At 58.9% G+C, this 14,892-nt stretch carries 15 protein-coding genes; 3 read left to right on the top strand and 12 right to left on the bottom strand.

Annotation, left to right across the window (positions count from 1 at the left end; all coding sequences use genetic code 11):
- Positions 1-55 precede the first annotated feature (55 nt).
- The 9 genes from OF122_RS04980 to dctP form a co-directional block, all read right to left on the bottom strand.
- On the bottom strand, positions 56-844 hold the full coding sequence (locus OF122_RS04980; protein ID WP_264226709.1) for a substrate-binding periplasmic protein: 789 nt from the start codon (positions 842-844) through the stop codon (positions 56-58).
- 98 nt (positions 845-942) lie between these two features.
- A complete protein-coding gene (locus tag OF122_RS04975) occupies positions 943-2,637 on the bottom strand; it encodes a pyrroloquinoline quinone-dependent dehydrogenase (RefSeq protein WP_264226708.1) in 1,695 nt (564 codons plus the stop codon).
- A gap of 60 nt (positions 2,638-2,697) precedes the next feature.
- On the bottom strand, positions 2,698-3,141 hold the full coding sequence (locus tag OF122_RS04970; protein WP_264226707.1) for a c-type cytochrome: 444 nt from the start codon (positions 3,139-3,141) through the stop codon (positions 2,698-2,700).
- Between the two features lie 91 nt (positions 3,142-3,232).
- Positions 3,233-4,126, bottom strand: coding sequence for a ThuA domain-containing protein (locus tag OF122_RS04965; protein WP_264226706.1), 894 nt, complete (start codon positions 4,124-4,126; stop codon positions 3,233-3,235).
- A gap of 290 nt (positions 4,127-4,416) precedes the next feature.
- Positions 4,417-4,833, bottom strand: coding sequence for a GlcG/HbpS family heme-binding protein (locus tag OF122_RS04960; RefSeq protein ID WP_264226705.1), 417 nt, complete (start codon positions 4,831-4,833; stop codon positions 4,417-4,419).
- A 2-nt stretch (positions 4,834-4,835) separates the two neighbouring features.
- On the bottom strand, positions 4,836-5,276 hold the full coding sequence (locus tag OF122_RS04955; protein WP_264226704.1) for a type II 3-dehydroquinate dehydratase: 441 nt from the start codon (positions 5,274-5,276) through the stop codon (positions 4,836-4,838).
- Positions 5,277-5,294: 18 nt separating this feature from the next.
- Positions 5,295-6,596 (bottom strand): TRAP transporter large permease, encoded by a 1,302-nt coding sequence (locus OF122_RS04950; protein ID WP_264226703.1) that lies wholly within the window; start codon positions 6,594-6,596, stop codon positions 5,295-5,297.
- On the bottom strand, positions 6,593-7,099 hold the full coding sequence (locus tag OF122_RS04945; protein WP_264226702.1) for a TRAP transporter small permease: 507 nt from the start codon (positions 7,097-7,099) through the stop codon (positions 6,593-6,595). The genes OF122_RS04950 and OF122_RS04945 overlap by 4 nt, the downstream gene beginning before the upstream one ends.
- An 86-nt stretch (positions 7,100-7,185) precedes the next feature.
- The gene (gene dctP / locus OF122_RS04940; protein ID WP_264226701.1) at positions 7,186-8,172 is read right to left on the bottom strand and encodes a TRAP transporter substrate-binding protein DctP; all 987 of its coding nucleotides are present in this window, start codon (positions 8,170-8,172) and stop codon (positions 7,186-7,188) included.
- A 266-nt stretch (positions 8,173-8,438) separates the two neighbouring features.
- Here dctP and OF122_RS04935 point away from each other — a divergent pair, with 266 nt between their 5' ends.
- A complete protein-coding gene (locus tag OF122_RS04935; protein WP_264226700.1) occupies positions 8,439-9,128 on the top strand; it encodes a GntR family transcriptional regulator in 690 nt (229 codons plus the stop codon).
- Positions 9,129-9,138: 10 nt separating this feature from the next.
- On the opposite strand, the gene OF122_RS04930 is transcribed toward OF122_RS04935, so the two are convergent.
- A complete protein-coding gene (locus OF122_RS04930) occupies positions 9,139-10,020 on the bottom strand; it encodes a shikimate dehydrogenase (RefSeq protein ID WP_264226699.1) in 882 nt (293 codons plus the stop codon).
- A gap of 176 nt (positions 10,021-10,196) precedes the next feature.
- Between OF122_RS04930 and OF122_RS04925 the strand changes: the two genes are divergently transcribed.
- Both OF122_RS04925 and OF122_RS04920 read left to right on the top strand, forming a co-directional pair.
- Positions 10,197-10,859 (top strand): TetR family transcriptional regulator, encoded by a 663-nt coding sequence (locus tag OF122_RS04925; protein WP_264226698.1) that lies wholly within the window; start codon positions 10,197-10,199, stop codon positions 10,857-10,859.
- A gap of 102 nt (positions 10,860-10,961) precedes the next feature.
- Positions 10,962-12,854: a bifunctional sugar phosphate isomerase/epimerase/4-hydroxyphenylpyruvate dioxygenase family protein gene (locus OF122_RS04920; RefSeq protein ID WP_264226697.1), complete on the top strand. Its 1,893-nt coding sequence runs from the start codon at positions 10,962-10,964 to the stop codon at positions 12,852-12,854.
- 290 nt (positions 12,855-13,144) lie between these two features.
- Here OF122_RS04920 and OF122_RS04915 read toward each other — a convergent pair whose 3' ends face one another.
- Entirely contained in the window at positions 13,145-13,696 is a 552-nt protein-coding gene (locus OF122_RS04915) for a gamma carbonic anhydrase family protein (protein WP_264226696.1), read from the bottom strand.
- A complete protein-coding gene (locus OF122_RS04910; protein WP_264226695.1) occupies positions 13,693-14,889 on the bottom strand; it encodes a fumarylacetoacetate hydrolase family protein in 1,197 nt (398 codons plus the stop codon). The genes OF122_RS04915 and OF122_RS04910 overlap by 4 nt, the downstream gene beginning before the upstream one ends.
- Positions 14,890-14,892: the final 3 nt, after the last annotated feature.

Below are 14,892 nucleotides of genomic sequence, written 5' to 3'. Positions count from 1 at the left end.
AGAATCTGACGCGTCAAGAAGGACGGCCAACCATCTGAAGACAATCCATAATTGCTCATGGCCCGATCTCCATGGACAGGGCTGCAATGGCATCGTCAATCATGGTTCGAAGCATCCGGTCCTGGCTGCGCAGGAGCACGGCGACGGCACGCCTATCCTGCCGCAGCGGCGCAATGCTGGCCCGACCCACGAAGAAATCGAGCGGCTGGACAGTCGGCAGTTCAAGATGAGGCTCCCAGACGATGGCAGCGTCCATCTCGCCACTACGCATCAGTGATGCCATGAGTTCGGGCCGGTCATAGGGGAGCCGTCGCAGTTCCCCTAGCTGGCCGCCGGCTGCGATCACAGTCATCATTTCGATATCGATTGGGGTATAAAGTGGGACGCCCACGCGGGTTTCGGCCGGCAAATCGGCAAGATTTTCGATCTCGTCGTCGCGCGTCAGCAGGACATAGGGCGCCTCGAAATAGGGCCGCGACAGGATCATCCAGTCGGGCGCAATTTCGCCGGGAATGATCTGGACGCCCATGATACCGACGCACTTTTCTGCGAGGTGGAGGAGAATTGAGGGCCAGAGGCCTTCACTGTCGAGGAGATCGACATCGACATCCATTTCGACGATTTCGGGCTCGAGCAGCAGGACATGAGCCAACTCGGCGGCAACCTCACGGTCCCGGCCGAGCGTGGGGCTATTGGCAATCACACACAGCGGCAGCCGGTTTCCGAAGTCGGGGCGGGTGCGATTATAAGATTCTACAGGCACGAAGGGCTGGGCCAACGCAGCCGGAGCGGCTGGAAGCGCGGCAACCAGCAGGCTCATGGAGCAGATGATCTGTTTCAACAAGCCAAGACCCATATGATCCTCGAATTCTTTCCAGGTTTCGCCTTCAAACAGGCAAATGGGCCGGCGTGAGCCGGCCCATTGCACGCTAATCCTGGCCGTCAGCCGCGGTCGGGTAGTGCGAAGACGAGCACTGCATTGCCCGAACTGGGACGCTTGATTTCGGGGGTCAACTGGCTGGGAACGCTGGAAGACCAGGAATACCCCCCCACCCCTACAGGGACTGCAATATACTGCTTTCCATCGACGGCATAAGCGATCGGGTAGCCCTGTGCGGCCTGCGGCAGGCGGGTTTCCCAAAGCACTTCGCCGGTTTCCTCGTCCCATGCGTACATGTGGCGATCCCAATCGCCGCCGAAAACAAGACCGCCGGCGGTCGTGAGCATGGCGGTATTGGCCGGAGAGCGCGAGGGGTTTTCCCAAAGCACTTCGCCAGTATCGATATTCATGGCAACGAAGCGACCGACATTGTCCGGGCTATCGGGGTGGATGGCGCGGGTGCTGCCAACCTGTCCATTGCCGCCGCCGCCTTCGACCATCTCCACTTCGCCATAGGTCATGGCAGTGTCGCAATTGATGCTCATGGGGATGTAGACGGCGCGGGTGTGCGGGCTATAGGCAAGCGAGCGCCAGCTGCGGAACCCGGTCGTGCTCGGGCACATGGTTATGGGCTCACCCAGTTCGGCAATCTTGCCGTCGCGATAGTTGGCAAATGTACCTTCCTCGGTGATGTCGATCTGGTCCTGCCAGCCGAGGTCAAAGGCGGGATAGGGCTCGCCCGTCTCGCGGTTGCCGCGCCAGAGAATGGCTAGCTTGCCCATGTTGACGTAAGAAGGCTCCCCATCGATATCGACAAGGATGTGCTCGAAGGCCTCGTCCATATCGTTTGTTTCGCCCGGAATGTACTGGCGGAACCACTCGATTTCCCCGGTATCGGGGTCGAGCGCCAGGGTTGAGCTGGTGTAGAGCGAGGCATCGTCCTGACCGCGGCTGGCGCGGGCCCAGGGCTTGGCCTGAGACGAGCCGATATAGACCAGATCGGCTTCGGGATCGTATGATGCCGACGTCCAGATGTCACCACCGCCGCGCAGGACGTAGGGCATGCCGCCCCAGCTGTCCTCGCCTTCGGGGGCATCGGAAACGGTGATGGTGCGCCAGACTTCGTCACCGGTTTCGGTGTCAAACGCGGCCACGCCGCACTTGTCCGCCACGAACCCGAAGCACCCCATGTAACCGACGATGACCTTGCCATCAGCGACGACGGGAGCGGCTGTTACGGTCTTGCCGTCGCCAGCAACGTCGGTTTCCCAGACGACCTGACCCGAGACCGCGTCCAGTGCGACAAGTCCCGCATCGGGCGTCGCAAAAAAGACCTTGTCACCATAGATGGCCAAACCACGGCTCATCATGCCAGGACGGAACCCTTCGGGCATTTCGCGCCGGTATTCCCACAAGAGATCGCCGGTCACCGCATCAAGGGCCTGGGCAATGCCATCAGGATTGGCGAGATACATAACGCCGTCATAGACGATCGGCGCCGTTTCCTGCCAGCCGGGCTCCATGGACCAGCCCCAGGCCAGGGTCAGATCGCTCACGTTTTCGCGGTCGATTTCATCGAGCGGGGAATAGCCCCAGCTGTCAAGCGCGCGCCGCCAAAGTGGCCAGTCGCCATCGGCCGGGGCGCTCAGCATCTCATCGGTGACCGGGGTGAACGCATCGTCTTGGGCCCATGCGGGAGCCGAGGCGCCAAGTACGGCAAGCAATGCTGCTACGCTGACAATAGATCTCAGTTTCATTGTATCTCCTCCAGAATTTTCAGAAGTGGTGTCGGGATCGGGGCGCTGGGCTCGCAAGCGTCACGGAGCGGTTATGGTGATGGCCTGAAGGGCTTCGGGATCGACCGGCAGTTCGCCATCTTCTGTCGCCGGAACGCCGTTGGCGGACAGAATGTAGGCGACGATGTCGACATAGGTCTGATCCGAAAGCGACCCGCCCATGCCTGCAGGCATGGTTGTCGAAATGACGTTGTATTTTGCGCCGACGGTTTGCCCGACCCAGCCATATTTGAACACGGAGCCGGTAAGATCGGGCGCCGTCGAGAGGACCGAATGAAGATCCTCGCCATGGCAAATCGAACAGTTCGCCATGTACTCTTGCTGGCCGCGCTCGACCTGATCGACGCCAATGGAACCGCCTTCAAGCGCATGGTCCTGCGCAATCGCCGGCAGTGCGGCCAAGCCAGCAAATGCGAGCGCGCAACCAAGGACCGGGATGTGCGGATGCTTTAAGAGAAATTGCACGGGAGGACTCCGTTGATGCAGACAGGGGAGCGAGGCGCGGATGCGCTGCCGGACCGCCAAGTGACGCATCCGGCAGACACACCCGGGAGGATTACTCCTGACAGAAGGGCTCTTTGCCCATCACGCTGTCGATGCCGCCGAGCACGTGCTGGCGCCAGTTCTCATCCTCTAGAATTTCAAAACTGTGGCCGAGCGTGGTGAGCCATGCCCGCCCGCCATCGTAATAGTGGCACCAGGACACGGGGTTGGTGTCGCCCATGCCGGGATTGCCGTAATAGCCATCCAGTCCCTGCTCGCGCGTCGCATTGTCGACGCTGAGCAGAATGCGCACATCGCTCAGCCAACGCGGGTCGGGGTTGAGGTTATAGAACTCTTCATCGCTGAACTGAGTACCCTCGGCCAGATGCGCCACCGAGACGTCATTCTCGCTCTCGACGATGACAGTGCCCGCCTGCCGCGGACCGTGGTCATAAAGCTGCGCGCCAAGAAGACCTTCGAACCATGTCGAGTTGAAATTGGTGCCGAACGCGTTGTGGATACCCACAAAACCGCCACCGCCTTCGACGTAAATGCGAAGCGCCATCATGCCCAGGCTGGTCACGGCATCGCGGCCGGTGTTGAAGAACACGATGGCATCATAGGGCCGAAGCCCGAATCCGCTTTCGAGGTCGGCAGGATCCTGACTTGTGGTGACCTCGTAGCCCTGCCCCTCGAGCAGTTCAGTGAGCGCCTCAACGCCCGCATCGCGATTGTCATGCGGGTTCACGCCCGTGGCGACGTGAGAGTAGATAAAGACCTTCCAGGGCTCTTCTTCGCCCGATGTACGATCGTACCATGAGTTGTAGCAGCTATCGTCAATGCTGCCGCAAAAGCCGTATTTTTCAAACGTCGTGTATTGCTCGGGCTGTTGCGCCAGAGCGGGCATCGTAGTGAGGGCGGTCATCACGGTGGCCGCGCCGGCGAGGCGCGCGAATAGCTTGGTCATTTTTAAATCTCCTCCAAAATCTTCGGTCGAGCCGCAGTGCCGCTGGTGACGGCCAGCAGCTGCACCGGCTGAGCAATCTGATCTCCAGCCCGCCGATTGATTGCATGTTAAAATCCGTCATGCAAGATTTAATATGAGACTTTCTGTTTCATATGTTGTTTTTTGATTTCGAGGGTAAAAGGACAAACGCCTAGCGTCCGAACGCAAGGGTGCGTCCGGCTGAAATCGTGTTCATTTGTCGGTTGCCGGGCTCAGAGGCCTTGAGCTGGGAGCCGCCGGCGGGCTTTCCCCTATGCCAGGACCATGCGGCCCGCCGCGAATTCGGCCGCGATGCGTTCGGCCAGCGCCGTCTCGGTATCCTCACGGGCACCGCTCAGCCCCAGAGCGCCGAAGAAGACGCCGTCACGCTCAAGCAGAACACCGCCGCCAAGTGGTGTCACATGGGGAAGATGGGCCAGAGGCATGCCCTCCTTGACCCGCCTGGAAAAGTCCGAGGTGGGCCTGCGAAACAGGGCTGCGCTGCGGGCCTTGGCCAGCGCCGCATCGACCGCTGCGGGAAACGCATCGTCCATGCGCGTTTGAATTTGGGGCCAGCCGCCATCATCGACGACGGCGACGGCAAGGTCGAACCCCTCTTGCCGCGCGCCGTCCATTGCCGTCCTGGCGATCTCTTCGGCCTGCGCGAATGTGAGGGTACGCTTTTCCATGGTCAGTCCAGCAAATCCTTGCGGGCGCACATTGCCTGAACGGCAATCCCATAGCCATCAGCACCCATGCCTGCCATGACGGCCGTGGCCACTTTGGACACGTAGGAATGGTGATATACGGCCTCGCGCCGGTGCACATTGGTGATGTGGAATTCAAAGATCGGTCCGGGGAACATCTTTAGCGCATCAAACAGGGCCAGAGAGGTGAAGGTGAAGGCCGCCGGATTGATGATGATGCCCGCCGCCGCATCGATTGCTTCATGCACCCAATCGATCAGACGTTCTTCTGAGTTGGTTTGCCGGAACTCTATTGTCCGCCCGCCGGCGCTTGCGTGGCACAGCGCCTCGACCTGAGCCAGAGTGGTTGCACCGTAAAGGTCGGGTTCACGCAAGCCCAGCCGGTTGAGATTGGGGCCATTGAGGACAAAAATGGGTTTGGTCATTACGCAAACTTTCGAAAACTAACCCTGGTACCCGAACATGCGCGGTAGCCACAGGACGGTATCGGGAACGAAGGTGAAGAGCATCAGCGCCACAAGAAGCGCACCGAGGAAGGGCAGAGTGTCGCCCACGATATGGCGCAGCTTGGCCCGCGAGATGGACTGCATGACAAAGAGCAGCATGCCGTATGGCGGCGTAATCAGGCCAATCATGACGTTGATGACGACAACGACGCCGAAATGGACGAGATCGATGCCCAATGCCGCAGCCGAGGGCACGAGCACCGGAACGATGATGAGGATGATTGCGGTTCCCTCAAGCATGCAGCCCAGAAGCAGGAGCACCACATTGACGAAGATCAGAAAGGCGACCGGATCGAGGTTCCATTCGGTCAGTATGACGCTGAGAGTGGCGGGAATATTTTCGACCGTAACCACGTAATTGAGGACCAGCGCCCCGGCGATCAGCATTCCGATCGACACGGTGGTTTTCGACGAAGTCACCAGAGACCGATAGAAGCTCTTAAGACTGATCGAACGATAGAGAACAATTGAAATGATTAGCGCGTAAGCGGCGGCGACGGCCGCGGCTTCGGTTGGCGTTGTGATGCCGCTATAAATGCAGAACAGCAGAACGACCGGCATCATCAGAGCGGGAAGCGAGGTCCAGGTGATGCGGGGCAATTCGCGCAGCGGCACGGGGTCTTCGACCGGAAAGTCGTTGGTGCGGGCCTTGAAATAGACAATGATTGCCAACGAAACGCCCATGATGGCGCCGGGGACGATGCCGCCCAAAAAAAGGTACCCGATCGAGGCGTCAGAAACGAGCGCGTAAAGGACCATGGGGATCGAGGGGGGAATGATCGGCCCAATCACGGCAGAAGAGGCGGTGAGTGCCGCGGCAAACGAGGCGGGGTATTTGCCATCGCGGGTCATGAGCGAATAGATCATCTTGCCCGTGCCGGCGGCGTCGGCAATGGCCGAGCCGGACATGCCGGCAAATACCATTGATTGCAGCACGTTCACCTGGGCCAGCCCGCCCCGGAAACGACCGACGACCGCGTTGCACCATGCCAAAAGCCTGTCGGACAACGACCCGGTGTTCATGAACTCGGCAGCAAGAATAAACAGGGGAACCGCAAGGATGATGTAGTTGGAATACATCCGGTTGAGGAATTGTTCGGCCGCTATGCCCATGTCGAGTCCTGACATGAACAAATAGAGGATCGAGCCGGCGATCATCGATAGGCCGATTGGCAAACCGAGAATGGCAAGCGCCAGGATCGAAACGATGCACAGAAAGAAGGGGTCGAGAAAAATCATTTTGCGGGGCCTTCGATCTCGTCATCGGCTTGCTTGCCCCATACGGCGACGCCGGCGCGCCAGATGTAGCGGGCCATAGTCACGACGGTAAAAACAATGAAGATGGAATAGACGTAGTCGTAGCGGAACTTGAGGTAGGCGGTCTTTTCCACCTTCATGAAGAGGACGTAGTCAATGATGGCCGGCAAAGCGAGGCCGAACAATGCTACAAGTGCAACGGCCGTTATGACGGTCATTATCCTGCGCGTGCGTGAACTCACCGCGCTGTAGATGATATCGAGCCGCACATCGTCTCGCGAGCGCAAGACGAAGGTCGTCCCGAACAGCACGATCCATACCCACAGAACTGCGCTGAGCTCGTAGGCCCAGCCGCTCTGCATGCGCAACCCGTAACGGAACACGATTTGCAGGATGAACAGGGCGAACATGGCGCCTAGCATCAAGGCCAGAATGTTCTCGGCCCGCGCGGCAAGCCATCGTCCAATGCGCAATAGTCCGGACATGGAAATCTCCTCCCCTCACAGCCACTAAGGCATCAGGGAAATACAGAAAGGGCGCCGCGGCAATAACCACGGCGCCCAATATTCCCTTAGAGGGCGTTGATAGCTTCGAGCGCACCTTCGGGCCAGCTGGCCGAGATATCGGAGTTCAGGTACTGCTCCTGGGCGTAGGCACGGAAGGCGTCCTGGTCAGGCTCGTAGATCTTAAGGCCGGCAGCTTCGAACTCGCCGATCAACTGCTCTTCCATGGCGATGTGTTCGGCCTGGCTCCAGTTGATGGCTTCGCTGGCGGCAGCCTGGAAAGCTTCCTGATCCTCTGCCGACATTGCATTCCAAGCATCGGACGAGATCACCAAAAGATCGTAACCGATCAGGTGTGAGGTAAGAACGATCTGATCCATAACCTCGTAGAACTTCATGTTCTGGACGTTGGGAAGGGGATTGTCCTGTCCGTCGATGGCTCCGGTCTGAAGGCCGGTATAGACCTCGGCATAGTCCATCGGAGTGGGATTGGCACCAATCGCGCTGCCCAGGAACTGCCACGCATCGCCGCCCGGCATACGCAGGCGAACCCCTTCCATATCGGCCGGGGTCTGGATTTCCTTGTCGATGCGCAGACCTACCTGACGGGCGCCAAAATAGGTGGGCCCCAGAATGTGGATGCCGAGCTGATCTTCAGCCATCTGCTTGAACTCTTCGCCCACTTCGCTCTCGAAGAATGCGCGCAGGTGTTCGGCGTCACGGAACAGATAGGCCGAAGTCAGAAGTGACCATTCGGGAATCTGGTTGGAAATGTCCTGAGGGGCGATATTGCCCATTTCGAGGTTTCCACGCTGGAGAGCAACGAGCTCGGTCCCCTGACGAAACAGGGTGCCGCCGTAATAGGGCTCGATGGTCGCAATGTCGCGCACGGCATCGGCAAACTGGCCCATCATGCCGGCACGAATGTCCTGATCGGAAAACACTGCCGAAAACCGGAGCGTGGGCGCATCTTGGGCCACGGCCGGCATCGACACAGCGGCCGCGACTGCAACCGTGCCGAGCATGAGAGCCCGGCGGGTGAGATTCAAAAGCATAACGATCTTCCTCCTTGTTACGTCCGGCGATGATTGGCGCAGCGTCACGACGCGCAACATCTCCCCTCTCTGTCGCCTGTGTCAAAATGTACGAACTAGTTCGTTTATGTCAAGCGGCTTTCCACCTGCTGTCAATGCATCTATCTTTCCCAATAACGTATGTCAAATTACAAAATATCATATGAAACAATTTTCCACCGTGATAACGTGAAGGTGACAAGCGCACGTAGACGTGGCAGGAACAGCCCATGAGGGAAGAGACGAGCATGGCAAACGCAAAACCGCTACACGACGCAATGGACGAAATTTCCGACACGGTAGGTGAACAGGCCTTCCGCAAGATTCGCGGCGATATTGTCTCGGGCGATCTCAAGCCTGGGCAGAAGCTCAAGCTCGAGCAGCTGAAAAGCAAGTACGGCGTCAGTGTTTCCACGCTCCGCGAAATTCTCAACCGGCTGACCACAGAGGATTTGGTGGTGGCTGAAGGTCAACGCGGGTTCGAAGTCAGCCCTGCCTCGGTGGATAATCTGCGCGAAGTGGGCGATCTGCGCCTTGTTCTTGAAAACCATGCCCTTGCTCTGTCCTTTGCCGCTGGCGACCTCGATTGGGAAGCAGATGTCGTTGCGGCCCATCACAAGCTGTCATCGATCGAAAAGGCGCTGCTCGGCGGGGATGCGAACCGGACGTTCGAGTGGATCAAATATGATTTCGCCTTCCATCACGCGCTGATCTCGGCCTGCGGCTCAAAGTCGTTGCTAGCGATCCACCAATCGATCTTCGACCGCTTCATGCGCTATCACCTTCTGGCGGTGAGCTTTCGTGGGGATGGTGTTTCCGAGGACCACAAGGAGCTGTTCCGGCTGGCCCTCGAGCGCGATGTTGCCGGGGCGCAGGCCAAATTGGCTCAACACATCCACTCGGGCATCGATCACATCTTGAGTACCGGCAGGCTCTAAGGTCTGCCGATCAGGCCGCCGACTGGAAAGTGCGGGTCATTTCCTCGGCCGATGGAGAGCGCCCGGTAAAGAGTTCGAACGCTTTGACCGCCTGAAATATTGCCATCCCGGCCCCTGGTAGCGTTGCGCATCCGAGCGCTGCCGCGCGCTTGATCAACACTGTTTCGCGCGGGAAATAGATGATATCGGCGATCCATTGACCCGGGTGCATAAGCTCGATATCGACCGGCACGCCGGGATATTTGTCCATGCCAACGGGAGTTGCATTGACGATGCCATCGGAAGACGCGGCCGATGAGACGTCCGCGACTGCGGCGACCCCGTAGCCCATCTCGCACATGCGCGTCGCGAGGCCCTGGCTGCGGGTGGCATCGGTATCGAACACCAACAACTGTTCAACACCCACTTCGACGAGGGCGCGGGCAACGGCAGCGCCGGCGCCCCCTGCCCCGATCTGAAGCACGCGTTTGCGCCCGGCACCTGGCAGGCCGCGCCGGAAGCTTTCGGCAAATCCCCAGCAATCGGTGTTATGGCCACTGCGCTGGCCGCCATCAAACAGCACCGTATTGACCGCGCCGATCTCTTTCGCATCGGGAGCGAGCTGATTGAGGTGATCGAGGACGGCCTGTTTGAACGGGTGGGTAACATTGACGCCGCGGAAGCCGACTTTTTCGAGCAGATCGATCACATCGCCCAAATGCTCGTTGCCCAGATCAAGGGCGTCGAAATCGATCAGATGGTAGTGGTAATCAAGTCCCTGTCGTTCCCCCTCCTGGCGGTGCATGATCGGGGAGAGCGACGCGCCAATTCCGCGGCCCAGCAGTCCGATGTGGATCGCACCCTTGGCGCCAATATTGAGCAATTCCGTAAGGCCGCTGCCCAGTTTCGCCATGCCTGAAGATCCCGTTGATGCTGAAGCCGCGGTCAAATGCATTCCCCTTTGAGCAATTTGGCTTGCCCTTGTGTTTTTTGAGCGTCTCGACCTAAATGCAGGCGCGACAATAGGTGATTAATGTACGAACTAGTTAGTTTAGTCAATCGGCCATGGGCTGTGGCGGGGGCGGGATATTGAGCAAAACTGAAGACAGCAAGCGGCCCGGCCGTCGCCAGCAGGACCCCGAGGGTACGCGGCGCAACATCATTGAAGTTGCGTCCAGTGAATTTGCCCTCAACGGGTTGGCCGGAGCGCGTATCGACGAAATCGCCGAGAAGACCCGCGCCAGCAAGCGGATGATCTACTATTATTTCGGGGACAAGGAAGGCCTTTACGTCAGCGCTCTCGAAAACGCCTATCGCGTGGTGCGTGAGGGGGAAGCCGAACTCGACATCGAAAGCCTGCCGCCGCTCGAGGGGCTCCGCCGCCTTGTGGGGTTTACGTTTGATCACCATTCCGAGCACGAGGATTTCATCCGAATGGTGATGATCGAAAACATCCATTCGGGCCGCTATATGGAGCGCTCGCCCGCACTGCGTGCGGTCAACGAGGCCGCCATCGCACGGATCGGATCGATCTATGCCAAGGGCGTCGCTGAAGGCGTCTTCAGAGAGGGGCTCGATCCACTTGAAATACACTGGCAGATCAGCGCGCTGTGCTTTTTCAACGTCTCAAACCGGGCCACGTTCTCTCATCTTTTCGGTCGCGACATGGGTTCGGCCCAAAGTCAGGCAAGTTTGCGCCAGAACACCATCGACATGGTATTTAGGTATTTGGCCAAGCCAGAATATATCTAGCTTCGCCGTTGTCCTTTATGCTGGCGGACCAGCAGTGGATTGACCGGCGGGCTAAGCCATCTGTAGAATGTACGAACCAGTTCGTATGTTTTAGGAGCCGCAATGAAGACCTCAATCGCGACGGTGTCGATCAGCGGCGATCTGCGCGAAAAGCTTGCAGCGATTGCCGGAGCCGGATTTGACGGAATCGAGATTTTCGAGAACGACTTTCTGGCCTTCGATGGCGGCCCGCGCGAAGTGGGACGCATGGTGCGGGATCATGGGCTCGAGATTTCGCTGTTCCAGCCGTTCCGCGATTTCGAAGGGCTGCCCGAGCCCGAGCGCAGTCGGGCATTCGATCGAGCCGAGCGCAAGTTCGATGTGATGGAAGAGCTGGGCACCGATCTGGTGCTCATTTGCTCGAACGTCTCGCCCGTCGCGATGGGCGGCATCGACCGGGCCGCGGCCGATTTGCGTCAGCTGGGCGAGCGCGCCGCGCGGCGCGGCTTGCGCATCGGTTATGAAGCGCTAGCCTGGGGGCGGCATGTCAACGACCATCGCGATGCCTGGGAGATCGTACGGCGTGCCGATCATGCCAATGTCGGGCTGATCGTTGACAGCTTTCACACAATAGCGCGAAAGATCGATCCCCAAACCATCCGCTCGATACCGGGCGACAAGATTTTCTTTGTCCAGCTTGCCGACGCCCCGCTGATCGACATGGATCTGCTCTATTGGAGCCGCCATTTCCGCACCATGCCCGGACAGGGCGATCTCGATGTCACAGGGTTTGCTGCGGCCGTGGCCGCCACTGGATATGACGGTATGTGGTCGCTGGAAATCTTTAATGACCAGTTCCGCGGCGGCTCGCCCGGCACCATCGCCGCCGACGGCCATCGCTCATTGGTAGCGCTTATGGACGCTGTGCGACGCACAGAGCCGGCCATCAGAATCGACCTGGCGCCCATGCCGCCCCCGATTGCCGTCCAGGGTGTGGAGTTCATTGAATTTGCCGCCAACGAGACCGAGGCAGAAGATCTCAAGGCCATGTTGGCCTCGATGGGTTTTGCCCACAAAGGGCGCCACATCGCCAAGCATGTCGATCTCTACCGCAATGGCGGGGTCAATATCGTCATAAACACAGAGCGCGAGGGCTTTGCCCATTCGGCCTATCTCATGCATGGTACCTGTGTGTGCGATATCGGCCTCAAGGTCGAAGACGCGCGAGCGACCGTCGAACGTGCGCGGGCGCTGGGGGCCGAACCGTTCGAGCAGCCGGTGGGGCCGGGCGAGCTCAAAATCCCCGCCATTCGCGGGGTAGGCGGCGGGCTCATGCATTTCGTGGATGGCAAGACCGAACTGGCAAGGGTCTGGGAGACGGAATTCACTCCGGTCGGCACGCTGGACGCTCCTGACATGGGCATTACGCATGTTGATCATGTCGGCCAGACCATGAATTACGAAGAACTGCTCACTTGGCTGCTGTTCTACACCACGCTGTTCGACACACACAAAACCCCGATGCTCGACGTTGTCGACCCCGCGGGTCTGGTGCGATCGCAGGTCATCGAGAACGATAACGGCACTATCCGGTTCACACTCAACGGCGCCGACCAACGCTCGACGCTCGCCGGGCATTTCATTTCGGAAAGCTTCGGTTCGTCAGTCCAGCATATCGCGTTCGCCTCTTCCGACATTTTAGAGACCGCACAAGCGCTCAGGGCCACCGGCTTCGCCTTCCTTGAAATCTCCCCCAACTACTTTGCCGATCTACAGGCCAGATTTGGGCTGGATGACGCGTTCGTTGACCAGCTCAGGACCGGCAACATCCTCTATGATCGCGACGACACCGGCGGGGAATATCTTCAGCTCTATTCGCGCCTTTACGGCGACGGCTTTTTCTTTGAAATTGTCGAGCGTCGAAATGGCTACAATGGGTACGGCGCAGCTAACGCACAATTCAGGACAGCAGCACAGAAACGTGATCTCAGAGGCAAAAGCATGCCAAAGCGGTAGGCGATCGCACTCGTTTCCTGGCAACCCTATCCACATCGGTATTTGTGGACCACCATGACGGGTTCGAACATGACGTTGGTGGCGGATTGGGGGCCGCTAGCTGCCTGTCGGGTTGTAGCAGGGAATCAGGGAAAGCTGACATTCGGCATCCGGCCGTTTCCAACCCTTCCGGTCGGAATATCGTGTCGGCAGACGCCCAATGTCTCGATCTTTCCAAAGCTGCCGCTCAATCAGTAAGCGAGAGTGGCAAGACCGGGGCCCGCATCGCCCCGCTTGACCCAGATCAACATCTACGCCGGCCAAAATTTAATTTCCTTTGGGTTTTCAACAAATTGACGCGTGAAACGTTCGGATCGTGATAGATAGGTACTCGCCGATTTACCTAGATCGGCGATTTGTTCCTCAGACAGGGTACGGACAACTTTTCCTGGGACGCCGATCACCAAGCTACAATCAGGAACAAGCATGGTTTCGGTGACCAACGACCCTGCCCCTATCAGGCAGTACTTTCCAATTTTTGCGCCATTAAGAATGACTGCACGCATTCCCACCAAGCTACCATCTCCTATCGTACAGCCGTGCAGACAAGCGAGATGGCCGATTGTACAACCCGACCCGATAGTCAACGGAAAGCCTGGATCGGTGTGCATGACGGCATTGTCCTGCACGTTTGACGACTCACCGATCTCGATCAGCTCATTGTCGCCCCTGATCACCGCCCCAAACCACACGCTAGCACGCGCGGCAATCCGCACATTGCCGACGATCGTTGCATTGTGAGCAATAAAACCCGCATCTGCGGCAATTTGGGGTTCGAGATTGCCGAGCGAATGTACCGTCATGCCGTTCCAACTCCCTCAAGAAGTCCGCGCTGCGCGAGATTGCGCATCAATGCCCGCGTTCCGTATGTCCAGGGCGGACAGCTATCGGTTGCCTGCATCTCATTGACGAGACGGCCCAGCAGCGGCGTTGCGATGGTTACCATGTCTCCATATTCATGGGTGAACCCCGAACCGGGCTCATGGCGATCCTCGATCGGCGCGAACATTGTCCCAAGGAACAGCACCAGCCCATCGGGATATTGGTGATGCGCGCCAATCGCCTGCCCCACCAGATCCTCGGGGTCGCGGCTGATCTTGCTCAGCGAGGACCGGCCTTCGAGCCGGAAGCCGTCCTCGCCCTCGATTGTGAGTTCAATGTCCATTTTCCGAACATCATCGAGCGTGAACTCCTTGTCGAAGAGACGCAGCAGAGGCCCCAGCGAGCATGAGGCATTGTTGTCCTTGGCCTTGCCCAGCAACAGCGCCGAACGCCCTTCGACATCGCGCAGATTGACGTCATTGCCCAGCATGGCGCCCACGACACGGCCTTTGGACGATACCGCCAGTGCCACTTCAGGCTCGGGATTGTTCCATTTGGAATTGGGGTGCAGACCGCACACCGCCCCGGTCCCGACCGAGGACATGGGCTGGGATTTGGTGAAGATCTCCGCATCGGGGCCGATACCCACCTCGAGATACTGGCTCCAGGCGCCCTTTTCGATCAGCATGGCCTTGAGCGCCATGGCCTCATCGCTGCCGGGCCGGAGCGCGCCGAGATCGGTGCCGACAAGCGACTCGATCTCGGCCCGGAACCGTGCCGCGTCCTCAGCGGCCCCGCGCGCTCTTTCCTCAATCACGCGCTCAAGCATGGAAACGGCAAAGGTCACCCCCGCCGCCTTGATCGCCTGCAGATCGACAGGCGCAAGAAGATGTGGCTTTGTGTCATCGCGCGCCTTGTCCGGCGTATTGGCCAGAATGTCATCGAGCGAACCGATGGCCTCGCCTTTGGCTGCGCGCACGGCTCCAGCCGGCTCCTGCGCCTCGCAGAGATCGCTCATCGTCGGGAAAACGGTCGAGATATCGATGACATGGCCAGTCTCGATCTTAACGACGGCGGGCCCATTGGCATCGGGAAGCCAGACCCGGCCGACAAGCGTTGCATCGTCGGCATCGACAGGCAGGGCCTCTTTGCTCGATTGGTGAAGTGTTGTCATCTC

This window comes from Pelagibacterium flavum (assembly GCF_025854335.1).
GTDB classification, from domain to species: Bacteria; Pseudomonadota; Alphaproteobacteria; order Rhizobiales; family Devosiaceae; genus Pelagibacterium; species Pelagibacterium flavum.
This window is presented reverse-complemented; position numbering and strand designations above follow the sequence as displayed.

What these genes read in the sequence shown, in the direction of transcription:
- OF122_RS04975 (WP_264226708.1), bottom strand. Translation starts at nt 2,637, where the DNA reads ATGAAACTGAGATCTATTGTCAGCGTAGCAGCATTGCTTGCCGTACTT.
- OF122_RS04965 (WP_264226706.1), bottom strand. Translation starts at nt 4,126, where the DNA reads ATGACCAAGCTATTCGCGCGCCTCGCCGGCGCGGCCACCGTGATGACC.
- OF122_RS04960 (WP_264226705.1), bottom strand. Translation starts at nt 4,833, where the DNA reads ATGGAAAAGCGTACCCTCACATTCGCGCAGGCCGAAGAGATCGCCAGG.
- OF122_RS04955 (WP_264226704.1), bottom strand. Translation starts at nt 5,276, where the DNA reads ATGACCAAACCCATTTTTGTCCTCAATGGCCCCAATCTCAACCGGCTG.
- OF122_RS04950 (WP_264226703.1), bottom strand. Translation starts at nt 6,596, where the DNA reads ATGATTTTTCTCGACCCCTTCTTTCTGTGCATCGTTTCGATCCTGGCG.
- OF122_RS04945 (WP_264226702.1), bottom strand. Translation starts at nt 7,099, where the DNA reads ATGTCCGGACTATTGCGCATTGGACGATGGCTTGCCGCGCGGGCCGAG.
- dctP (WP_264226701.1), bottom strand. Translation starts at nt 8,172, where the DNA reads ATGCTTTTGAATCTCACCCGCCGGGCTCTCATGCTCGGCACGGTTGCA.
- OF122_RS04935 (WP_264226700.1), top strand. Translation starts at nt 8,439, where the DNA reads ATGGCAAACGCAAAACCGCTACACGACGCAATGGACGAAATTTCCGAC.
- OF122_RS04930 (WP_264226699.1), bottom strand. Translation starts at nt 10,020, where the DNA reads ATGGCGAAACTGGGCAGCGGCCTTACGGAATTGCTCAATATTGGCGCC.
- OF122_RS04920 (WP_264226697.1), top strand. Translation starts at nt 10,962, where the DNA reads ATGAAGACCTCAATCGCGACGGTGTCGATCAGCGGCGATCTGCGCGAA.
- OF122_RS04915 (WP_264226696.1), bottom strand. Translation starts at nt 13,696, where the DNA reads ATGACGGTACATTCGCTCGGCAATCTCGAACCCCAAATTGCCGCAGAT.
- OF122_RS04910 (WP_264226695.1), bottom strand. Translation starts at nt 14,889, where the DNA reads ATGACAACACTTCACCAATCGAGCAAAGAGGCCCTGCCTGTCGATGCC.